The following is a 19902-nucleotide window of genomic DNA, read 5'->3' as shown; positions in this document are numbered from 1 at the left end:
GGTGAAGTTGCGATATTGTGTTTTATATAATTATTTTAAAGGTGACGGTGTCACGCCTTCCGGGATCGGGCACTGATAAGGGCGTTCGGCGAGTTGTGCGTGCAACTCGCTTTGGCAGCCTTCCAATATCTTCGGATTTGCAAACAATTGCAGAGCGGTTGCCGCCATCACTTTACCCGCATGTAACATCCCTTTATGGGCAATCGACGTGCGTCCCTGGCTCACTAATTGCCAGGTGTGCAGCGGGGTGCCGACGGTAAAGCACGGGCTAAAGCATTGTGCGACTGGCACCTTCCAACTCACATCGCCAACGTCCGTGGAACCCGGCAAAATTTTGTCATTTGGGGCATAGGGCGCAATTTCGTTAATCAACAACGTTTCACGATGGCGACGCGCAAACATTTTTCCCTCTTCATTGGAGGTGTTAGCAATGTTGTTTAAGCTGTTTTGCAGGTCATTTTCGGTCAACGTAGCGCGAATTCGTTTGGCGAATGCCAGTTCTTCTTCGCTCCATTGCGGCACACCGAGCGCCTGTAACGCCTCGTACATCACGCCTTCAAGCTGGCGGTTGGGCAGGTAATTTGAACAGGCTTTATCAAAACGCACTTTCACCGAGGTTTCAGTCATCAGCGCTGCACCTTCGGCGATTTTATTGATGCGCTCATAAATATGCTGTGCCTGGGCCATTTCCGGGGCACGAATCAAATACAATACTTCGGCCTGCGCCTGCACCACATTCGGCGAAATCCCTCCGGTATTCGTAATGGCGTAATGCACACGGGCTTTTTCGATAATGTGCTCGTTGAGGAAGTTAGTGCCGGTGGTCATCAGCGTCACCGCATCTAATGCGCTACGCCCGAGATGCGGTGAGTTTGCGGCATGTGCCGCAATTCCGTGGAAGCGATACGCCACCTGAATGTTCGCCAGCGAACTGGTGCTGAACATCCCGGCATACGCTTCCGGGTGCCAGGTGACGGCGGCGTCCACGTCGTCAAACAAGCCTTCGCGCACCATAAACGTTTTGCCGGAACCGCCTTCCTCGCCTGGGCAGCCGTAAAATCGCACTGTTCCGCCAGCGCCATATTGTTCAAGCCAGTTCTTCACCGCTACCGCGCCTGCAAAGGCCGCCGTACCCAGCAAATTGTGGCCGCAGCCGTGGCCGTTCGCATCTTCAACCAGCGGATTTGGCGATGCTTCGCCTGAACACTGGCTTAATCCCGCCAGCGCATCGTATTCGCCAAGCAGGGCGATAACCGGTTTACCGGAACCAAAACTCGCCACAAACGCAGTTTCGATATTCCCGGCATTGCGCTCAACACTGAAACCCTCTGCTTCCAGCGCGCAGGCCAGGCGTTCCGCAGACCAGTGCTCTTCAAAACGGGTTTCCGGGTGATCCCAGATATCATCGGCGATCGTGGTAAACTCGCCGCGTTTTGCTTCAATCGCATCATCGACAAACTGATAAATCGAACTCATCACACACCTCGCGGCCACGGGAAATTAAGTGCGAGGCGTGCCATGGTATTCACGGCAACTTCCATCACGTTTTCATCAAAATCAAACTTCTCATTGTGATGACCGGCGCTCAATTCGGTGCCGAACACCATATAAGAGGCTTTGCCGCCTTGTTCCTGCACGCGCGCCATCATCAACGTCGCATCTTCGGAACCTGCTGCGCCTTTTACGGTGTCGACCACTTCTTTTACGCCATTCACCTCTAACGCCTGTTGGTGGATAAATGCCACCCATTCTGGAGATGGCACGCTGCTGGTCGCGGCACCCATTAACTTCACGTCAGCTTCGATGCCATACATCGTTGCCGCTCCGCGAATGATTTCCTGTGCCCGGTCAAACACATAGTCATTGATTGCGCTGGTTTCGCCACGAGTTTCCACTTTCAATAAAGCCTGCGCGGGAACCACGTTGCGCCCGCTGCCAGCCTGCAAAACGCCGACGTTAACGCGTGATGCGCCCGCACTGTGCGGCGCGATGCTGTGCAAAGCCAGTGCGGTTTGCGCGGCGGCGAGCAGGGCGTTACGGCCTTCTTCCGGCTTGCCGCCCGCGTGTGCCGCGATGCCTGTGAATTGCACATCAAACTTGGTGGTTGCCATAAAGTTATCACTGCCGCACACCACTGTGCCGGAAGGGATGCCAGTGCCGATGTGAATCGCCGTAAAGTAGTCGATATTATCGAGCGCACCAGCTGCCACCATGGCGCGAGCGCCACGAGTACCTTCTTCGGCAGGCTGGAAAATGAGTTTGATAGTGCCGTTTAACTGGCTGGAAAACTGCTGCAAAACGGTGGCCAGCCCGAGGCCAATCGCCGTGTGTCCGTCATGGCCGCAGGCGTGCATCATTCCGGCATTACACGAAGCGAAACCTTCGGCAAACGGGCGGTGCGCAGGCTGGAGCATCTCGCCTAAATCCAGCGCGTCCATATCCACGCGAAACGCGATAGTTGGGCCGGGGCGGCCCGTTTCCAGAGTGGCTACAACCCCGGTAAATCCGCCGGAAAAATGGTGGAGCCATTGCGGTAATGCGCCTTGTTCCAGCGCACGTTGTTCTTCACGTGCCAGTACTTCAGCCGATGGCAGCCCCATGCGCGCTGCGTCATCAATCACATCACGACCTAACGCCAGCTGATAACCTAATTGATGTAGCGTCTCAGCAACCAGCGTGGCGGTGCGAAACTCCAGCCAGCCGGACTCGGCAAAATGGTGAAAATCACGCCGCCAGTGCTGCATGCGCGGAGCCAGTTCATGTACTGCCAGTTCTAATTGCGACATAACCCATCCTGTATAAGCATCTTCTGTGATCAACTTCACGCTGTGATAGTTTTTACTTATCGCTCAGCGATATTTGGTAGTTTTCGCCGTCATGGGATTACCCTGGCACAAGAGTTTGAATTACAGTAGATGCTAAAATCTTTCGGCTGATAGCTAATGGTTATCAGGAGGTAATGTGACCTTCCAGGTTAAGCTCCATCAAATCCGCGCGTTCGTGGCGGTGACGCAAAATGGCAGCATTCGCGGAGCCAGCCGGGCGTTAAATATTTCGCAGCCCGCGCTCACAAAATCGATAAAAGAATTAGAAGAAGGGATGTCGGCACGTCTGTTTATCCGGCGCAGCCAGGGCGTGGCGTTGACCGAATGCGGTGAAAGTTTTTACTCTCACGCACGCTTGATTCTCGAAGAGTTACGCGCCGCACAGGAAGATATTTTGCAGCGTCAGGGGCAACTTGCGGGGCAAATCAATATCGGTTTGGGGGCGAGTGTTTCCCGCACATTAATGCCGCCGGTTATCACCGCGTTTCATCAAAAACACCCGCAAGTGAAAGTGCGCATTATGGAAGGGCAACTGGTGTCGATGATCAACTCGCTGCGCCAGGGAGAACTGGATTTCACCATCAACACCTATTATCAGGGACCCTACGACCAGGAATTTACCTTTGAACGGCTGTTTGAAAAACCGTTCGCCATCTTTGGTCGCGAGGATCATCCGGCAATTAACGCCACATCAATAAAAGAACTCCTGCACTACAACTGGACGCTGCCAACGCCACGCGGCAGTTACTACAAACAACTGGAAGAGTTATTCCATAAGCGCTCAGAAATTCCCAATGTCAGTGTGTTCTGCGAAACCTTTTCGGCCTGCATCAGCCTGGTGGCACAAAGTGATTTCCTCAGTATTTTGCCCGCCGAACTAGGCGATGACCCGTTGTTGGCGCACCGTCTCAAACAAATCAAAGTCGTCGAAACGTTACCGAACGCCACTTACTATTTGATTCAGCGGCGTGATGTGACCCAGGCTCCGTTAACCACCGCGCTTATCAATCAATTTCGCCGCGAATGCCGTTGAGCCACGGCACATCGGCGGCTATAGTGACTCCTGAATAAAGCCTGGAGGATTTTGCCCATGAACCTTGACGAAAAATCGCTGTTTCTCGACGCGATGGAAGACGTGAAACCGCTGAAAGATTGCAACAGCAGCCAGTGGTTAAAACCGGTCAAAGAGAAAGTGGTGCAAAAGCCCGACACGCTTCAATTAGATAACTTCCTCACCACCGGTTTTCTGGAAATTATTCCGCTCGCCATGCCGCTGGAATTTAAGCGTGAAGGGCTACAAACCGGCGTGCTGGATAAACTGCGACATGGCAAATACAAACAAGAAGCAAGCCTGAACCTGATTCGCCAGCCGGTTGAAAAGTGCCGTCAGATGCTTTTTGCCTATATTCAGGAAGCCAAAAAAGACGGCCTGCGTAATTTGCTGATCGTTCATGGCAAAGGGCGTGAAGACAAATCACATGCCAATATCGTGCGCAGTTATCTCGCTCGTTGGCTGGTGGAATTTGAAGAAGTGCAGGCGTTTTGCAGCGCCATGCCGCATCACGGTGGCAGCGGGGCGTGTTACGTGGCGCTCAAAAAATCCGAGCAGGCGAAAGCCGAGAACTGGGAGCGCCACGCCAAACGCAGCCGTTAATCTGCCTTCAACAACAACGACAATTCCTGCGCTGCTTCCTGCAACTTAGGCAGTACACGGTTGAGCAATTCCTGCGCCGAAACCTGGCCTGCGTGAACGCCAACGTTGAGTGCGGCAACCACCGTTCCTTCAGGATTCACCAGTGGAACAGCAATCGAACGCAGCCCCATCTCCAGCTCCTGATCGTTAAGCGCGTAGCCCTGCTGGCGCACACGCTTCAACTCCTCGCGAAGCTTACTGACCGAATCCACCGTCTGCGGCGTATAACGAATCATCGTAATCCGCGCCAGGAAATCATTGAGTTGTTCTTCCGGCAAATAACTCAGCAACACGCGCCCCATGGACGTTGACCACGCGGGGAGGCGGCTGCCGATATCCAAATCAATGGTCATGATGCGTGAGCTGGAAGCGCGGGCGATATACAGAATATCGTCGCCATCCAGCGTTGCGATTGAACAGGACTCGTTGAGCATTTCACTCAGATGTTTGAGCACCGGTTGCGTGGATTTCGCCAGTGGTGTCGAGGCCAGATAAGCGTGGCCCAGCGATAAAATTCGCGGGCGTAATTGGTAGTATTTTCCGTCTTCGGCGTAGACAAAACCAAGCTTGCCCAGAGTGTACAAACAGCGTCGCACCGCAGCGCGAGGGATCCCGGTCTTCTGGCTAATTTGCGAAATAGACATTTGTCGCCGCTGTGGAGTGAATGCCTGGATCACTTCCAATCCACGAGCCAGGGATGCCATAAAATTCGGGTCGCCCTTAAAGGGATCGACTTCACCTGCTACCGGTTCATCACGTTGAATTTCCATTCCGTTCTCCTCAAATTTCGCCGTTGATCACACTCTGAAAACAAAGATACATGATGTTCGATAATCGCACTACATTTCGATTATCGCCCTTGACCAGCTTCGTTAAGCGAGTCACATTTTGTTCAAGAAACGCAATCTTGTGCGAATAAAGCACCCCAGGGAGAACCGTGATGATCAACAAAACTGTGGCGTCGCTCGAAGAAGCCGTCGCCGGAATTTTCGACGGAGCCACCATTATGATTGGTGGTTTTGGCACCGCCGGGCAGCCCACCCATCTGATTGATGCCCTGATAGAACAGGGGGCACGCGACCTGACCATAATCAACAACAACGCAGGCAATGGCGAAGTGGGGCTGGCGGCATTATTGAAAGCCGGGCGCGTGCACAAAATGGTGTGTTCCTTCCCACGTCAGGTGGATTCACAAATTTTTGATGACCTGTATCGACGCGGCAAAGTCGAACTGGAGCTGGTGCCACAAGGCAACCTGGCGGCGCGTATTCAGGCGGCAGGTTCGGGGTTAGGTGCGGTGTTTACGCCAACCGGTTTTGGAACGCCGCTCGCAGAAGGTAAAGAAACCCGTGAAATCGATGGCCGCCAGTACGTTCTCGAATACCCGCTAAAAGCTGATTTCGCTTTAATCAAAGCCTATGAAGGCGACCGCTGGGGCAATCTTGTCTACCGCAAAGCGGCGCGTAACTTTGGGCCAATCATGGCGACAGCTGCCACCGTCACCATCGCGGAAGTCAGCCGAATTGTGCCGTTGGGCGAACTTGACCCGGAAAACATCATCACCCCCGGTATTTTCGTTAAACGCCTGGTCGCCGTCGAAAACTCGCTGGCGCAAAGCGCATAAGGAGCTGGAAATGAAAAAACTCACTCGTGATGAAATGGCGCAGCGCGTGGCGCGTGATATTCCCGAAGGCGCTTACGTGAACCTTGGCATCGGCCTGCCGACGCGCATTGCCAACTACCTTCCGGCGGATAAAGAGATCTTCCTGCATAGCGAAAACGGCCTGTTAGGCATGGGGCCAAAACCGGCTGAAGGCGAAGAAGATCCTGAGCTTATCAATGCCGGGAAAGAGTTTGTGACTTTGTTGACCGGTGGCTGCTATTTCCACCACGGCGACTCGTTCGCCATGATGCGCGGCGGCCATCTCGATATCTGCGTACTCGGCGCTTACCAGGTTTCCGCGCAAGGTGACCTGGCAAACTGGAGCACCGGTGCACCGGATGCCATTCCTGCCGTCGGCGGGGCGATGGACTTAGCCATTGGCGCACGCCAGGTCTTTGTGATGATGGATCATCTGACCCGCGACGGAGAATGCAAACTGGTGGATAGCTGTTCTTATCCACTCACCGGAATCGGCTGTGTCAGTCGTATTTATACCGACCTCGCAGTGATTGATATCACTGAAAAGGGACCCGTGGTGCGCGAAATCTTCAATGGCCTCTCTTTTGAAGAATTACAACGTATTACCCCGGTCACCCTGGGCTTCGAACAACTGGCAGAAAGCGCGTAAGGAACTATGATGAATCAAGCATTTATCTGTGATGGAGTGCGTACTCCGTTCGGTCGTTTTGGTGGCACACTGTCCAGTGTTCGTAGTGATGATTTAGCTGCATTACCGCTGAAAGCGCTGATGGAACGCCACCCGAATCTGGATTGGTCAGCGGTGGACGATGTGATTTACGGCTGTGCAAACCAGGCGGGGGAAGATAACCGCAACGTGGCGCGTATGGCTTTGTTGCTGGCGGGGCTACCAGAGACGGTACCGGGGAGCACCATCAACCGTTTATGTGGTTCAAGCCTTGATGCGCTGGGTGTTGCGGCAAGGGCGATTAAAAGCGGTGAAACGCAGCTGATGATTGCCGGCGGAGTGGAAAGCATGTCACGCGCACCGTTTGTGATGGGTAAAGCCGAAAGTGCCTTTAGTCGCAATATGAAAATGGAAGACACCACCATCGGCTGGCGGTTTATCAACCCGCTGATGAAAGCGCAGTATGGTGTTGATGCGATGCCCGAAACGGCAGAAAACGTCGCGACTGACTTTAATATTAACCGTGAGGATCAGGACGCCTTTGCCTTACGCAGCCAGTTACGCACCGCTCGCGCTCAGGAAATGGGTATTTTTGATGATGAGTTAATTCCCGTTTCTATCGTGCAACGCAAAGGTGAAGCATTGCTGTTTAAGCAGGATGAACATCCTCGTTCCACCTCGATAGAGGCATTGGCAAAACTCAAAGGTGTGGTACGAGCCGACGGCACCGTCACCGCAGGAAACGCGTCAGGTGTTAATGATGGGGCTTGTGCGTTGCTGCTCGCAAGCGAACAGGCGCTCAACACTCATGGTTTGCAGCCGCTGGCGCGAGTCGTTGGTGTGGCGACCGCAGGTGTCGCGCCACGGATTATGGGTTTTGGCCCGGCTCCGGCAGTGCGCAAAGTGCTGGCGCAAACCGGGTTAACGTTGGCACAAATGGACGTGATTGAATTAAACGAAGCTTTTGCCGCACAGGCGCTGGCGGTGATGCGCGACCTGGGTCTGCCTGATGACGCCGAACATGTAAACCCGAACGGTGGGGCCATTGCGCTTGGGCACCCTCTTGGTGCATCCGGTGGGCGTCTGGCGATGACCGCCGCGTATCAACTCAAGCGTAGCGGCGGGCGTTACGCGCTATGTACCATGTGTATTGGTGTCGGTCAGGGGATTGCACTGATTATTGAACGCGTTTAAGGAGCTGGCATGACACTGTTTACCCCAATGTTGCGTGCTTCATCGCTCACTGAAATTTTCAGCGATGAGAAGACGTTACAAGGGATGCTGGATTTTGAAGCAGCACTGGCGCAGGCCTGTGCGCAATGTGGCGTGATCCCGGAATCGGCGGTTAACGTCATTTTCGGGCAGTGTCAGGCCACAAAACTCAATAGTGAAGCCTTAGCACAAGCGGCGGCAGGTGCTGGAAACCTGGCGATTCCTCTGGTGAAACAGCTCACTGCCAACGTAAAACAACAAGATGAACAGGCCGCACGTTACGTTCACTGGGGCGCAACCAGCCAGGATGTGATTGATACCGGTCTGATGCTCCAACTGCGCGCTGCATTCGATGCTTCTGAGTTGCTTATCGGCCAGTTGATCGATGTTTTAGCCGCACAAGTCCAACAACACCAGCATAGCGTGATGGCAGGCCGCACCTGGATGCAGCACGCATTGCCGATTACTTTTGGTCTTAAACTGGCCGGAACGCTCGATGCACTTTTGCGCTGGCAGCAGCGTTTGAATGAGATAAAACCGCGTGTTTTGGTTCTGCAATTCGGCGGTGCGGCGGGCACTCTGGCATCGCTTAAAGATCAGGGCATGCCTGTGGCGCAAGCGTTAGCAAATATCCTGGCGCTTAACCAGTCAGACACGCCGTGGCATAGCCAGCGCGACAGATTGCTGGAAGCAGCCACCTGGTTCGCAGGTGTCAGCAGCACACTGGGCAAATTCGCCAACGATTTTTCGTTACTGATGCAAACCGAAGTTGCAGAAGTAGGCGAGCCGATTGCTGAAGGCCGCGGTGGTTCATCCACCATGCCCCATAAACGCAATCCGGTGAGCTGTGCAGCTATTCTGACTGCCACCATGCGTATTCCGGGAATGATGGCAACGCTGTACGCCAGCCAGAATCAGCAACATGAAAGGGCGCTTGGCGGCTGGCAGGCCGAATGGGAAACGCTCCCACAGCTGATTATGCTGACAGGCGGTGTGATGCAAACCTCGCTGGATTTGATGCGGGGAATGCAGATTAACACCGCGAAAATGCGGACTAACCTGGATATCACTCACGGTTTGATTATGGCGGAATCTGTGACTCTGGCGCTGGCGAAATCAATCGGAAAACAGGCCGCACACCATTTGGTGGAACAACTTTGTCATCGCGCGTTGGACGAAAATCAGCCCCTCGCGACATTGCTCGCACAACACCCTGACGTCAGCGCCCATCTTTCCACAACACAAATCGAACATTTGCTCGACCCGCAGCACGCCATTGGCAGTAATGATCATTTCATCAGCCAGGTTCTGGCGCGGGCGGCACAACAAACCAGGAGGGTAAAATGAGCCTTTATTATCAACTGGAAGGGCGCAGCGGCGCACCGGTTGTAGTGTTGTCGAACTCGCTCGGCACCACGCTTGAAATGTGGCAGCCGCAAATGACGGCATTGCTTGAGAACTTTCGCGTGCTGCGTTACGACACGCATGGCCACGGACGTACTACCAAAAACGAGAAAACTACACTGCCACAACTGGCGGAAGATGTTCTCAGCGTGATGGATGATGCGGGCGTTAAGCAGGCGCATTTCTGCGGGATTTCAATGGGTGGTTTGACTGGCCTTTGGCTGGCGCGTTTTGCGCCGGAGCGGTTCCTTTCGATAACCGTCGCCAACAGTGCAGCGAAAATCGGTGAGCAAAGTGGCTGGCTGGAACGCGCGCGAACTGTTCGTCACGAAGGGATGTCGGCGATTGCCAAAAGTGCGCCGTCACGCTGGTTTACTGATGATTTTGTTCACCACCATCATGCGCAAGTCGATGCGTTATGCGCAACCCTGGCCCAGACCAACCCAGAAGGTTATGCCACCTGTTGTGAAGCTCTGGCAGCCGCGGATTTACGTGCAGAAATTGGCAATATCACACTACCGATGCAGTTTATCGCCGGAGCCAACGACCCGGTTTGCACCGTGGTCGACAGTGAGTTTATGCATCAGCAGGTGCATGGTTCGCATCTTGTCACTATCGAGGCTTCACACCTCTCCAGCATTGAAGACGCGCACGGTTTCAACATCGCGTTGCTTAACTTTATTCAACAGGGCGACTGAGATGAAGGACGAAGAACATTATCAACGAGGCATGGAAGTGCGCCGCGCGGTGCTCGGCGATAAACACGTAGACCGCACGTTGTCACAACTCACGCCGCTAAATGAGGAGTTTCAGGACTTCATTACGCGTTATGCCTGGGGCGATATCTGGACGCGTCCGGGGCTTGAGCGCCACACACGCAGCATGATAACCATCGCGATGTTAATTGCGCTTAACCGTGAGGCTGAGTTGAAAATGCACCTGCGAGCGGCTTTTAACAACGGCGTGACGCGCGATGAGCTCAAAGAACTGATTATGCATTCAGCACTGTACTGCGGTTTACCCGCAGCCAACGCTACTATGCATCTTGCACAACAGGTGTTTGATGAGATGGATGCTGCTGGTTAATTAATGTCGGATGGCGCTAACGCTAATCCGACCTACGAAAACGGTGTTGTAGAGTGGATGAGTCGCATGCGCCATCCACCCTTGTTACTTAACCCGGAATAGATTTCCGAATCGAAGAGAGCAGAATTTGTGCGCCCGCTGAAAGCGGTTTATCCACGCGAGTCAAAATTCCAATCGGCTCACCAGCACCTTGTGTTGCCACCGGCAACGAGGTCAAAGTTCCCTGGCGTAAATCTTCTTTCACCGCGCCAGATGGCACAAACCAAACGTAGTTATAATCCACGGTTAACTGGCGAGAAAGAGATGCGGAAAGTGTTTCGACGCAGCCTGCAGGCATTTTACAACCCTGGCTGGAAAGCAGCGATTCAGCATTCTGGCGTGGAATCGTTCCTTTTGGCGACACCACCACCGGCCACTCCATCACGCGGCTAAGTGTGATGTTTTCATGCAGTAGCGGGTGCCCAGGACGAACCACCAGTTTTAACGATTCAAGAAATAACAGTTCATAGTTCAGCCCGGTCATCAATTCAGGATCTGACATTCGGCCAATGCCTAAATCCAGCTCACCTGATTTTAAACCCGACAGCAGCATGGTGTTATTCATGGTGGCGACTTGCAGCGTAACGTCACTTTGCTGCTTGTGAAACTGGCCGATAACTTTTGGTAATATGCCCAGAGCTGCCGTTGGCAACGCACCAACACGGATAACGGTAGTACTTTGCCCATCTTTTTGATTAAACGATTGCCCGGCGTGGTTGAGCGCATCAAGCACCTTTACCGCATGTGTCAGAAACTGCTCACCCATCAGCGTCATTTGTGCGCCAAGACGTCCACGCTCAAATAAACGCGTGCCGGTTAGCTGCTCTAATTCATTAAGTGTTTTCGATAATGCAGGTTGGCTAAGATTAAGTGTTTCAGCCGCGCGCCCCAGCGTTCCCTGTTGAGCGACAGCCACGAAAGTATGAAGATGGCGCAAGCGAATGCGCTGACTAAACAAACCGTTTTTTTCCATAACCTGATGTTAAAAACAGACCCGTAGCGCTGACAAGATAAGTTGTTTGATTTTGATAACTTGCTAGCAAAATTTCATTAACATCACTCGATATTTTATAACAATAGGTGAGGGAAGGTTAATTTAAATTAATGATTCGAGTCAGGAGGGGTTTATTGGAAATGGGTGGGTTCCAATAAATATATAGTGATCGGAGGTTTTCCGTTCACCCGTTAATTCTGCCTTCCCTTGATACGTTCACCGTTTCGGTAAGTACAGGGAACACTGAACGTTTAGTGAACGGAACAATCGCTACTCTAACAAAGGACACAACCCAACAAGTGAATTGTGACCCACCTATACATCAAAAAACACCGTCTCCTTCTCCCCCTGAAGAAACACATCAAACGTGTACACCACTTCATTACCGCGCTTCTCACGCTTCCCAATCAGCGTATTACGTCGCACTTCCCACTCGATGAGATTGAGCACCGGGTCGGTCTCATTCGCTGCTTGCTCATCGGAAAAATACATCCGCGTATTCAGGCCGATATTAATGCCACGCGCCACAATCCACAGGTTCAAATGCGGGGCCATAATGCGGCCATCACGCCCGGTTACAGCACCCGGTTTGATGGTGTCAAAACGCCAGATACCACTGTCGAAATCTGAACAAGTACGTCCCCAGCCACGGAAATCTTCATCCAGTTCTTTATCTGTTTGCTTATCTGCAGGGTGGTTGTAACGTCCGGCCGCGTTGGCTTGCCACACTTCCAGCAACACATCGCGCACAGGCGTTCCTGAGCCGTCAAACACCCGGCCTTCTACGATAACCCGCTCGCCTTGGGTGTGGGAATTTGTCAGCACATGGCTGAAGTTTTTCTCGAAAATGTTAAAACCAGCAGCTTGCGGAGCCAGACCAATGTGGACGTATGGGCCAGCCGTTTGCGATGCGGTTTCTGCTAAATAATCTTTCATCACGCGGCCCCCTGAGTACGGTTTTCAAACAGTGTGGCTCGCTGGCCACGCAGAACTAAATCAAAGCGATACGCCAGGCAATCAAGCGGCACCGCGGCATGGGTGTCCAGTTCGGCAATCAATGTGCGAATTGCGTCATCGTTATTAATGGTTTTCACAATCGGGCACTGTTTAATCAGCGGGTCGCCCTCGAAATACATCTGCGTGATGAGACGTTGAGCAAAAGAGTCACCGGAGAGTGAAAAGTGAATGTGGGAAGGGCGCCAGTCACTTGCCTGGTTACGCCACGGATACGGACCCGGCTTGATGGTGCGGAAGAAGTAATAGCCGTTTTCATCGGTCAACACACGTCCACAGCCGCCAAAGTTTGGGTCGATAGGGGCGAGATACTTATCTTTCTTGTGGCGATAACGCCCGCCTGCGTTGGCTTGCCACACTTCCACAAGGGTGTTTTTCATCGGGCGGCCGAATCCATCGCGAACGTAGCCATGCACAATAATGCGTTCGCCAATCGGCAGGCCGTCTTTGGCGTAATTCATAATCAGGTCGTTATCAAGCGGGTCGAGATCTTTGGCGCCAAATATTGGCCCGGTAATTTCAGACAACGAGTTCTGCAAGGAGATCAGCGCATTGCGCGGTGAGCGTAACACGCTGGTTTTATACCCCGGCGCGAAAGCCGGAGGATGGGAATCGTAGTCGCGATGTACAAGTTCACGAGGTTGCCAAATCTGTGACATAGCCAGCTCCAGTTGTGGGATACAGGAGGCGATGCATTCTAATTTTAAATATCGCCACCGACAGTCTCAGTTAATGGCTTGTTAAATTAAAGTGAATTTAAAGACTGATTTACATAACCTGTAGCTATGAAATACCCGAAAAACATTACTTATAATCTATGGCTGTATAGTCGATCACAAAACGAAAATTCTTAGCCCAAAACCCCCGCGCGACATTCTACTCTTTGAGCAATATTCACAGGAGTACGACATTATGGCGAACAACATCACGGCTGATGATATTCGGGAAAAATTTTCGCACGCAATGTCGGCGATGTACCAGCAAGAAGTACCTCAATACGGAACCTTGTTAGAGTTAGTCGCTGACGTAAATCTGGCGGTGTTGGAAAATAACCCCGATCTGCAACAGCAATTAGAAAATGCCGATGAACTGGCGCGCCTGAATGTGGAGCGCCACGGCGCAATTCGGGTGGGTAAAGCGGAAGAACTGGCAACCTTACGGCGCATTTTTGCGGTAATGGGGATGTATCCAGTCGGCTATTACGACCTTTCGCAGGCGGGCGTACCGGTGCATTCCACTGCGTTTCGTCCAATTGATGACGCGGCCCTGGCACGTAATCCGTTCCGTATTTTCACCTCGTTGCTACGCCTTGAGCTGATTGACGATGCTGAATTGCGTAAAACGGCGGCAGCTATTCTCGCAGAACGTGACATTTTCACTCCTCGTTGCCGGGCATTACTGGATATTTACGACCAGCAGGGCGTATTTAGCGAAGAGCAAGCCGACGAGTTTGTGAGCCAGGCGCTGGAAACCTTCCGTTGGCACAGTCATGCCACGGTCGATGCGCAAACTTACCAGGCATTTCACCAGCAGCATCGCCTGATTGCCGATGTCGTCTGTTTCCGTGGCTGCCACATTAATCACCTGACTCCACGCACATTGGATATCGACCGCGTTCAGGCATTGATGCCGGAATATGGTATTGCGCCAAAAGCGATTATTGAAGGCCCACCACGCCGCACATTCCCAATCTTGCTGCGCCAGACCAGCTTTAAAGCGCTGGAAGAACCGATTATTTTCGCCGGTGTGCATCACGGCACACATACTGCCCGTTTCGGGGAAATCGAGCAGCGTGGTGTAGCGTTAACGCCAAAAGGGCGTGCGTTATACGATGAGTTGCTAAACGAAGCAGGTAACGGGCAGGATAATTTCAGCCATCAGCAGCATTTGCAGGAAGTATTCAGCCGCTTGCCCGATAGTGAAACGCTAATGCGCTGCCAGGATCTGGCTTATTTCCGCTACCGTTTAACCCCTGTGGGCGAGATGCATCGCCAGGCGATCAAACCAGGTGATGATCCGCAGTCGCTGATTGAGCGGGGTTGGTTGGTGGCGCAGCCGATTATTTATGAAGATTTCCTCCCGGTGAGTGCTGCGGGAATTTTCCAGTCGAATCTGGGGAGTGAAGGTGGGGCGCGCAGCCACGGTCACTCCAGCCGCCAGGAGTTTGAACAAGCGCTCGGTGCACCGGTTGCAAATGAGTTTGAGTTGTACCAACAGGCTACAGACCGCAGTAAAAAGCGCTGCGGGCTGCTGTAGCGACGTCAAAACTTCAGAGAAAGGTCGGTATTGTGCGCAATACCGACCACTCAGTCAGAGCTCTTCCGTTTAGTCTGCCAATCTACAGTGTAGATACATTGTTGACACGTTGGATTGGCTGAATTAGTGTTGCTACAAACGTATCAACAAAGGAATTCTCGCATGGCACAATCTGTCGTCAAAAAATGGGGTAATAGCCCTTCAGTTCGCATTCCCGCCGCTATCATGCAGGCCGCTAGTTTGAATGTTGATGATACTGTGGATATTGCCGTAGAAGATGGCCGTATCATTATTGTTCCGGTGAGAGCGAAAGCCTATTCGCTTGATGCGTTGTTAGCCGGAATCACCCCGGAAAATCAGCATGAGAAAGCGGAGTTTGGCGCACCAGTTGGCAAGGAAATGCTCTGATGGTTTCTCGCTATGTACCAGATGCAGGCGATTTAATCTGGATTAATTTTGACCCTGTTGAAGGGCATGAACAAGGGGTGAATCGCCCGGCGGTTGTACTTAGCCCGTTTGCTTATAACAACAAAACGGGGCTGTTGTTGTGTGTGCCTTGCACCACAAAAGCAAAGGGATATCCTTTTGAGGTCGAAATAACCGAGAGCCGGGAAGGCGTCGCACTAGCAGATCAAGTCACCTGTGTGGACTGGCGAGCGCGAAAAGTCGAGAAAAAAAGCAAAGTTAACGCCACAGAACTGGCTGATATCCGGGCGAAAGCAAAAGCGTTGATCGGTTGATATCGAAAATGGCCTCCCGTCACGGTGGCCATTTCTGAACAGCTTGTCATCACCAGTAGGGCCGCATTTTGCGGCCCTTATTTTTACGCCGCATCAGCCAGCATAAACATGCCGTACGGATGGATCTCCAGATAATAATTGTCACCTACGTCAGGCTGTAAGCGTGTTGCGTTCACCTGCAATAACAGCGCCTGGCCATGCCACTCCACAGTCACTTCATATTGTGGCCCCATATATGCTACATGGCGTACCACGCAGCGCTGGCTTTCGTCGCCGTGTTCACTCAGCGTTATCGCTTCCGGACGCACGCCAACCGTGCCTTCCGCCTGCGTGATGGTCAACTGCGGCGGGCGTGGTAAACGGTAGCCATGGATCTCGACAAAATCGCTGCCAAAACGCGCCGGGAAGACGTTTGCATCCCCCATAAAGCTCGCCATAAAGCGTGAGGCGGGTTGGCGATACAGCGTTTGCGGGCTGCCAATCTGCATGATTTCACCTTTGTTCATCACCAGTACCGTATCCGACACCGCAAAGGCTTCACTCTGATCATGAGTAACGTACAGTGACGTGATGTTGAACTGCTTTTGTAGCTCGCGGATTTTGTCACGCATGCTACGACGCAGGTTGGCGTCAAGGTTACTGAGCGGCTCATCAAACAGCAGTACTTTCGGCTTCAGGATCAGTGCGCGCGCCAGTGCCACACGTTGTTGCTGGCCGCCGGAAATCTGGTCAACAAATCGGTCTTCGAAACCCTCTAAATCCACCATTGCCAGCGCTTCTTTGACGCGTATTTTAATTTCTCCCCGCGACGTGCCCAGCATTTTCAGCCCGTAACCGACGTTATCGCCTAGCGACATATGCGGGAACAGGGCGTAGGACTGGAACACCATGCAGATGTCACGCTGTTGAATGGAACGGTGTGTCACATCTTCGCCATCAATAAAAATCTGCCCTTCAGTGGGTTTTTCAAGCCCGGCAACCAGGCGCAGAACCGTGGTTTTCCCGCAGCCGGATGGCCCAAGCAGGGTTACCATTTCCCCTTTAGGGATTGCCAGATTAATGCCTGCAATGACGGTGTTATTACCAAACCGCTTCGTGACATTGCGCAGTTCTACAAAATGAGGTTGTGTCATGTGTTACTCCATAATCACGCGTTGGTTTTGGCTTTTGAACGCGAAATGCGCGCTTCACCAATCAGCCAGTCAAAAATGAAAATGATGGTCAGCATTACGACGATAAGTATCGAGCCGTAGGCTATCGCCACCCCGTATTCGCCATCTTCCACGCGGTTAAGAATGTAGGCGGTTGCCACACGGGTATCCGGTGTGACGAGGAACACAATCGCGCTGACGGTCGTAATGGCACGCACAAAGCTGTAAATCAGCGCGGATAGAATCGCCGGGCGCAGCAATGGCAGCAGGATGTTGATAATGGTGCGCATTGAACCGGCACGCAGGCTAAGCGAGGCCTCGTCGAGCGATTTGTCGATTTGCCCAAGCCCGGCAATACCGGCACGAATACCCACCGGCACGTTACGCATCACCATCGACATAATCACAATCGCCGCCGTTCCGGTCAGGTAAACCGGCGCACTGTTAAACGCCAGGATGTAGGACACGCCCGCTACGGTGCCAGGTACTGCAAAGCACAGCATGGTGGTGAACTCGATGGTCTTTTTGCCACGGAACTGTTGGCGCACCACAACCCAGGCAATCAGTAAGCCGAAGAAGGCGGTGATCGGTGCGGCAATCCCGGCGTACAGCAGTGTGTCGAGCAGTGAAGGCCACGCGCCATCGCTCATTCCCTGGCCGAACAGTTTGATGAAGTTATCGAACGTTAGCGTGTAATCCACGCCCCAGTTGACGGTGAAACTACCGTAGAAAATGCTGCCGTAAAGCAGGGCGTTAAAGGCAATCCACACCGCTAATAATGCAACAACTCCCCACACCAGCGTCACTGGTAGCGGCTGTACGTCGCCTCGGTTCGATTTACCGGAAACGGTGACGTAGGAGCGTTTTCCAATCCACATATACTGAATGCAGAACACCAGCAGTGAGAAGACCAGCAAGAATGCGCCGAGTGTGCTGGCGGCCTGGTAATCGAGTTGCGAGCCGGTGATGTAGAAATAGATTTGTGTGGCGAGCACGTCGAAGTTACCGCCAAGTACTAGCGGGTTACTGAAGTCCGCCAGCGATTGCACAATCACAATCAAGAAGGCGTTAGCCAGTGCCGGTTTCAGCAGCGGTAAAAACACCCCTTTAAAGGTCTTCCAGCGCGTAGCACGTAGGGTATAAGAGGCTTCTTCCAGCGACGGGTGAATGGTTTTAATCGCACCATCGAGGATCATAAATGCCATCGGCGTAAATGCTAAAACCTGCGCCAGCCAGATACCGGTAAAACCATACAGCCAGTTGGTGTTGGTCAGTCCGAACCAGTCGACCATCAACTCGGTGATATACCCCGAACGACCCATCATCAGCGTGACGCCAAGGCCGACGACAAACGGCGGGGTCACGATAGGCAGAATCGAGAAAATGCGGCCAATAATAGCGCTACGTTTGGCGATGCGCGTGGTGTAAATCGCCAGCACCAAACCAAAGAAGGTACAGCCAATCCCCACCGCAATCGAAAGCGCGATTGAGTTGATAATTACCTGAATGATATGCGCCTGGCTGAGTACCGCCATAAACGCCAGCGGTGCAAACTCCCCGGCATCATTGGTAAACATCGGAATGAAAATCGCGATGCTCGGCCAGACAATAAACACACCAATCAGTGCGATAATTGTGACCAGCGAACCAATCACAAAGCTGTCGCCACCGAGCCATTCGAGGCGGGTCAGGGCGAGGGTGATAACCATACCAAGCGCGATAAACAGCACAATAGTGGCGTAACCCATTCCCCGCTCGGTAAGGGTTGCACTGACTACCACAAAGGCCATGCAAAAGAGTGCCCAGCCTGCGTCGAAATAGTGACGCTGGCGCTTTTCTGGCCCCAGTTCATTAAACGGGCGCAACAGCAGCAGCGAAGGTAGTACGTACCACAGCAGACTAATGTTAATTTCAGACCAGCTGTAAGCATTGATTAGCTCATCACTTGTCGATTCAAATAACCCGTAATCGAGGCTCCAGCTAGGCAGCAGGGCAAACGCCAGCCAGCACAGCGCCACCCACCAGATAATAGCGTCCCGCTTTCGCGTAGGTCGCAAAAGTAAAGTTTCAGACATAAGTGCCTCATCGGCCAAAAGAAAAGGAGGGGAGCAGGTGACGTGACGCCGTCACCTGCGAATGGGTTAGTCACCCATTTTTACTTCGCTAACCCATTTGTTGATCAGAGCTTTACGCATGTCGGTGGCACCGTATTTGTCCATGTCATAGTTGATGAGCTTCAGGTCATCTAACTTGAGCGACAACGGTGAGCTTTCGGCGGTGGTGTTGGTCAGAATCTGGTAAGACTTGCCTTTTTTCCAGGAGAGTTCCTGCGCTTCTTTTGACAGTACCCAATCAACAAACAGTTTGGCGTTGTCCATATTGCGCGCGCCTTTCAGGATGCTGACGCCGCCGATTTCATAGCCGGTGCCTTCGCATGGGGAAATCAATTCCAGCGGTGCGCCATTCTCTTTTTCAAGCGAATAATCGTGCAGGAAGCCAATGCCGATGGCGGTTTCGCCACGCGCGGCGTTACGCGCCGGAGCAATACCAGATTTGGTGTACTGAGAGATGTTACCGTTGAGTTTTTTCAGGTAATCGAATGCCTGATCTTCACCCCACAGTTGGGCGAACGTTGCCAGCGCGGTATAAGCGGTGCCCGAGCTTTGCGGGTCAGCAACCTGGATTTCGCCTTTATAAATTGGGTTGGTCAGATCTTTCCAGCATTTCGGCACCGGCAGGTTCTTCTCTTTCAGGCGCTGGGTGTTAACGCCAAAACCGAGAATGCCGATATACACTGCTGAGGAGTAGTTGCCTTTGCGTTTAGCCGGGTCCTGGAATTTTGGCATGATTTGCGCGAGATTTGCTGATTTGTACGGCTCCAGAAGATCCATTTCTCCTGCCTGCGATTGCGGGTCTAGCGTGCCGCCATACCAGACATCAGCCTGCGGGTTTTTCTTCTCGGCATCGACTTTCGCAAGCGTGCTGCCCGAGCCGTTGCGGATAAACGAGGTTTTGACATCGTATTTTTCACCGAACGCTTTGGTTTCAGTTTCACACATTTCGTTGGTAGCGCTGCAATACACGACTAAGCGGCCTTTGGCCTGCGCGGCACCTGACAGGGTAGCCAACGCAACACCCGCAGCAACCAGAGAAGAGAGCACGGTCAGTTTCATATTATT

At 52.7% G+C, this 19902-nt stretch carries 20 protein-coding genes; 11 read left to right on the top strand and 9 right to left on the bottom strand.

The annotated features are described in order from the left end of the window. Positions 1-30: 30 nt before the first annotated feature. Both LVQ76_RS08100 and LVQ76_RS08095 read right to left on the bottom strand, forming a co-directional pair. The gene (locus tag LVQ76_RS08100) at positions 31-1476 is read right to left on the bottom strand and encodes a M20 family metallopeptidase (protein WP_232921385.1); all 1446 of its coding nucleotides are present in this window, start codon (positions 1474-1476) and stop codon (positions 31-33) included. Further along, on the bottom strand, positions 1476-2786 hold the full coding sequence (locus LVQ76_RS08095) for a M20 family metallo-hydrolase (RefSeq protein ID WP_232903672.1): 1311 nt from the start codon (positions 2784-2786) through the stop codon (positions 1476-1478). Before LVQ76_RS08095 ends, LVQ76_RS08100 begins: the two co-directional genes overlap by 1 nt. A 175-nt stretch (positions 2787-2961) precedes the next feature. On the opposite strand from LVQ76_RS08095, the gene LVQ76_RS08090 reads away from it, so the two are divergent. Together LVQ76_RS08090 and smrA are read left to right on the top strand one after the other, a co-directional pair. Continuing rightward, entirely contained in the window at positions 2962-3858 is an 897-nt protein-coding gene (locus tag LVQ76_RS08090) for a LysR family transcriptional regulator (RefSeq protein WP_232921384.1), read from the top strand. Between the two features lie 57 nt (positions 3859-3915). Beyond that, positions 3916-4479 carry a DNA endonuclease SmrA gene (gene smrA, locus LVQ76_RS08085; RefSeq protein ID WP_232921383.1) on the top strand — a complete coding sequence of 188 codons (564 nt, stop codon included), beginning with the start codon at positions 3916-3918 and terminating at the stop codon, positions 4477-4479. Here smrA and LVQ76_RS08080 read toward each other — a convergent pair. After that, positions 4476-5288, bottom strand: a complete 813-nt coding sequence (locus LVQ76_RS08080) for an IclR family transcriptional regulator domain-containing protein (protein WP_232864470.1) — start codon at positions 5286-5288, stop codon at positions 4476-4478. The genes smrA and LVQ76_RS08080 overlap by 4 nt on opposite strands. A gap of 170 nt (positions 5289-5458) precedes the next feature. Between LVQ76_RS08080 and LVQ76_RS08075 the strand changes: the two genes are divergently transcribed. The 6 genes from LVQ76_RS08075 to pcaC are packed head-to-tail and all read left to right on the top strand — an operon-like array spanning position 5459 to position 10529. Next, positions 5459-6142 (top strand): 3-oxoacid CoA-transferase subunit A, encoded by a 684-nt coding sequence (locus LVQ76_RS08075; RefSeq protein ID WP_232921382.1) that lies wholly within the window; start codon positions 5459-5461, stop codon positions 6140-6142. A 10-nt stretch (positions 6143-6152) separates the two neighbouring features. Continuing rightward, positions 6153-6809: a 3-oxoacid CoA-transferase subunit B gene (locus LVQ76_RS08070; RefSeq protein ID WP_232921381.1), complete on the top strand. Its 657-nt coding sequence runs from the start codon at positions 6153-6155 to the stop codon at positions 6807-6809. A 9-nt stretch (positions 6810-6818) separates the two neighbouring features. Next, entirely contained in the window at positions 6819-8021 is a 1203-nt protein-coding gene (gene pcaF / locus LVQ76_RS08065; RefSeq protein WP_232921380.1) for a 3-oxoadipyl-CoA thiolase, read from the top strand. Positions 8022-8030: 9 nt separating this feature from the next. Beyond that, entirely contained in the window at positions 8031-9386 is a 1356-nt protein-coding gene (locus tag LVQ76_RS08060; protein ID WP_232921379.1) for a 3-carboxy-cis,cis-muconate cycloisomerase, read from the top strand. Then, positions 9383-10141 carry a 3-oxoadipate enol-lactonase gene (gene pcaD / locus LVQ76_RS08055; RefSeq protein WP_232921378.1) on the top strand — a complete coding sequence of 253 codons (759 nt, stop codon included), beginning with the start codon at positions 9383-9385 and terminating at the stop codon, positions 10139-10141. Before LVQ76_RS08060 ends, pcaD begins: the two co-directional genes overlap by 4 nt. Position 10142: 1 nt before the next feature. Further along, on the top strand, positions 10143-10529 hold the full coding sequence (gene pcaC, locus LVQ76_RS08050) for a 4-carboxymuconolactone decarboxylase (RefSeq protein ID WP_232864475.1): 387 nt from the start codon (positions 10143-10145) through the stop codon (positions 10527-10529). 88 nt (positions 10530-10617) lie between these two features. Here pcaC and pcaQ read toward each other — a convergent pair whose 3' ends face one another. The 3 genes from pcaQ to pcaH all read right to left on the bottom strand — a co-directional run bounded on the left by pcaQ (position 10618) and on the right by pcaH (position 13235). Next, on the bottom strand, positions 10618-11541 hold the full coding sequence (pcaQ, locus tag LVQ76_RS08045) for a pca operon transcription factor PcaQ (RefSeq protein WP_151993351.1): 924 nt from the start codon (positions 11539-11541) through the stop codon (positions 10618-10620). A gap of 336 nt (positions 11542-11877) precedes the next feature. Then, complete coding sequence (pcaG, locus tag LVQ76_RS08040) at positions 11878-12498, bottom strand: protocatechuate 3,4-dioxygenase subunit alpha (RefSeq protein WP_232921377.1); 621 nt, start codon at positions 12496-12498, stop codon at positions 11878-11880. After that, positions 12498-13235 (bottom strand): protocatechuate 3,4-dioxygenase subunit beta, encoded by a 738-nt coding sequence (gene pcaH, locus LVQ76_RS08035; RefSeq protein ID WP_064518657.1) that lies wholly within the window; start codon positions 13233-13235, stop codon positions 12498-12500. Before pcaH ends, pcaG begins: the two co-directional genes overlap by 1 nt. Positions 13236-13488: 253 nt before the next feature. Here pcaH and hglS point away from each other — a divergent pair, with 253 nt between their 5' ends. The 3 genes from hglS (at position 13489) to mazF (ending at position 15572) form a co-directional block, all read left to right on the top strand. Then, positions 13489-14832 (top strand): 2-oxoadipate dioxygenase/decarboxylase HglS, encoded by a 1344-nt coding sequence (gene hglS / locus LVQ76_RS08030; RefSeq protein ID WP_154150234.1) that lies wholly within the window; start codon positions 13489-13491, stop codon positions 14830-14832. A gap of 162 nt (positions 14833-14994) precedes the next feature. Then, positions 14995-15240: an AbrB/MazE/SpoVT family DNA-binding domain-containing protein gene (locus LVQ76_RS08025; protein WP_064518659.1), complete on the top strand. Its 246-nt coding sequence runs from the start codon at positions 14995-14997 to the stop codon at positions 15238-15240. Next, positions 15240-15572 carry an endoribonuclease MazF gene (mazF, locus tag LVQ76_RS08020; protein ID WP_232864478.1) on the top strand — a complete coding sequence of 111 codons (333 nt, stop codon included), beginning with the start codon at positions 15240-15242 and terminating at the stop codon, positions 15570-15572. The genes LVQ76_RS08025 and mazF overlap by 1 nt, the downstream gene beginning before the upstream one ends. 83 nt (positions 15573-15655) lie before the next feature. Here the strand turns inward: mazF and fbpC are convergent, their stop codons facing one another. The 3 genes from fbpC to LVQ76_RS08005 form a co-directional block, all read right to left on the bottom strand. Further along, the gene (gene fbpC, locus LVQ76_RS08015; protein ID WP_232864479.1) at positions 15656-16705 is read right to left on the bottom strand and encodes a ferric ABC transporter ATP-binding protein; all 1050 of its coding nucleotides are present in this window, start codon (positions 16703-16705) and stop codon (positions 15656-15658) included. Between the two features lie 14 nt (positions 16706-16719). After that, positions 16720-18798: an ABC transporter permease gene (locus LVQ76_RS08010; protein WP_232921376.1), complete on the bottom strand. Its 2079-nt coding sequence runs from the start codon at positions 18796-18798 to the stop codon at positions 16720-16722. A 66-nt stretch (positions 18799-18864) separates the two neighbouring features. After that, positions 18865-19896 carry an ABC transporter substrate-binding protein gene (locus LVQ76_RS08005; protein ID WP_232903662.1) on the bottom strand — a complete coding sequence of 344 codons (1032 nt, stop codon included), beginning with the start codon at positions 19894-19896 and terminating at the stop codon, positions 18865-18867. Positions 19897-19902 lie beyond the last annotated feature (6 nt).

It is taken from the genome of Buttiauxella cochleicola (genome assembly GCF_021283185.1).
In the GTDB taxonomy this organism is placed as follows: Bacteria; Pseudomonadota; Gammaproteobacteria; order Enterobacterales; family Enterobacteriaceae; genus Buttiauxella; species Buttiauxella massiliensis.
This window is presented reverse-complemented; position numbering and strand designations above follow the sequence as displayed.

Coding starts and splice junctions, on each gene's coding strand:
- LVQ76_RS08100 (WP_232921385.1), bottom strand. CDS start 1,476: ATGAGTTCGATTTATCAGTTTGTCGATGATGCGATTGAAGCAAAACGC.
- LVQ76_RS08095 (WP_232903672.1), bottom strand. CDS start 2,786: ATGTCGCAATTAGAACTGGCAGTACATGAACTGGCTCCGCGCATGCAG.
- smrA (WP_232921383.1), top strand. CDS start 3,916: ATGAACCTTGACGAAAAATCGCTGTTTCTCGACGCGATGGAAGACGTG.
- LVQ76_RS08080 (WP_232864470.1), bottom strand. CDS start 5,288: ATGGAAATTCAACGTGATGAACCGGTAGCAGGTGAAGTCGATCCCTTT.
- LVQ76_RS08075 (WP_232921382.1), top strand. CDS start 5,459: ATGATCAACAAAACTGTGGCGTCGCTCGAAGAAGCCGTCGCCGGAATT.
- LVQ76_RS08070 (WP_232921381.1), top strand. CDS start 6,153: ATGAAAAAACTCACTCGTGATGAAATGGCGCAGCGCGTGGCGCGTGAT.
- pcaF (WP_232921380.1), top strand. CDS start 6,819: ATGAATCAAGCATTTATCTGTGATGGAGTGCGTACTCCGTTCGGTCGT.
- LVQ76_RS08060 (WP_232921379.1), top strand. CDS start 8,031: ATGACACTGTTTACCCCAATGTTGCGTGCTTCATCGCTCACTGAAATT.
- pcaD (WP_232921378.1), top strand. CDS start 9,383: ATGAGCCTTTATTATCAACTGGAAGGGCGCAGCGGCGCACCGGTTGTA.
- pcaC (WP_232864475.1), top strand. CDS start 10,143: ATGAAGGACGAAGAACATTATCAACGAGGCATGGAAGTGCGCCGCGCG.
- pcaQ (WP_151993351.1), bottom strand. CDS start 11,541: ATGGAAAAAAACGGTTTGTTTAGTCAGCGCATTCGCTTGCGCCATCTT.
- pcaG (WP_232921377.1), bottom strand. CDS start 12,498: ATGAAAGATTATTTAGCAGAAACCGCATCGCAAACGGCTGGCCCATAC.
- pcaH (WP_064518657.1), bottom strand. CDS start 13,235: ATGTCACAGATTTGGCAACCTCGTGAACTTGTACATCGCGACTACGAT.
- hglS (WP_154150234.1), top strand. CDS start 13,489: ATGGCGAACAACATCACGGCTGATGATATTCGGGAAAAATTTTCGCAC.
- LVQ76_RS08025 (WP_064518659.1), top strand. CDS start 14,995: ATGGCACAATCTGTCGTCAAAAAATGGGGTAATAGCCCTTCAGTTCGC.
- mazF (WP_232864478.1), top strand. CDS start 15,240: ATGGTTTCTCGCTATGTACCAGATGCAGGCGATTTAATCTGGATTAAT.
- fbpC (WP_232864479.1), bottom strand. CDS start 16,705: ATGACACAACCTCATTTTGTAGAACTGCGCAATGTCACGAAGCGGTTT.
- LVQ76_RS08010 (WP_232921376.1), bottom strand. CDS start 18,798: ATGTCTGAAACTTTACTTTTGCGACCTACGCGAAAGCGGGACGCTATT.
- LVQ76_RS08005 (WP_232903662.1), bottom strand. CDS start 19,896: ATGAAACTGACCGTGCTCTCTTCTCTGGTTGCTGCGGGTGTTGCGTTG.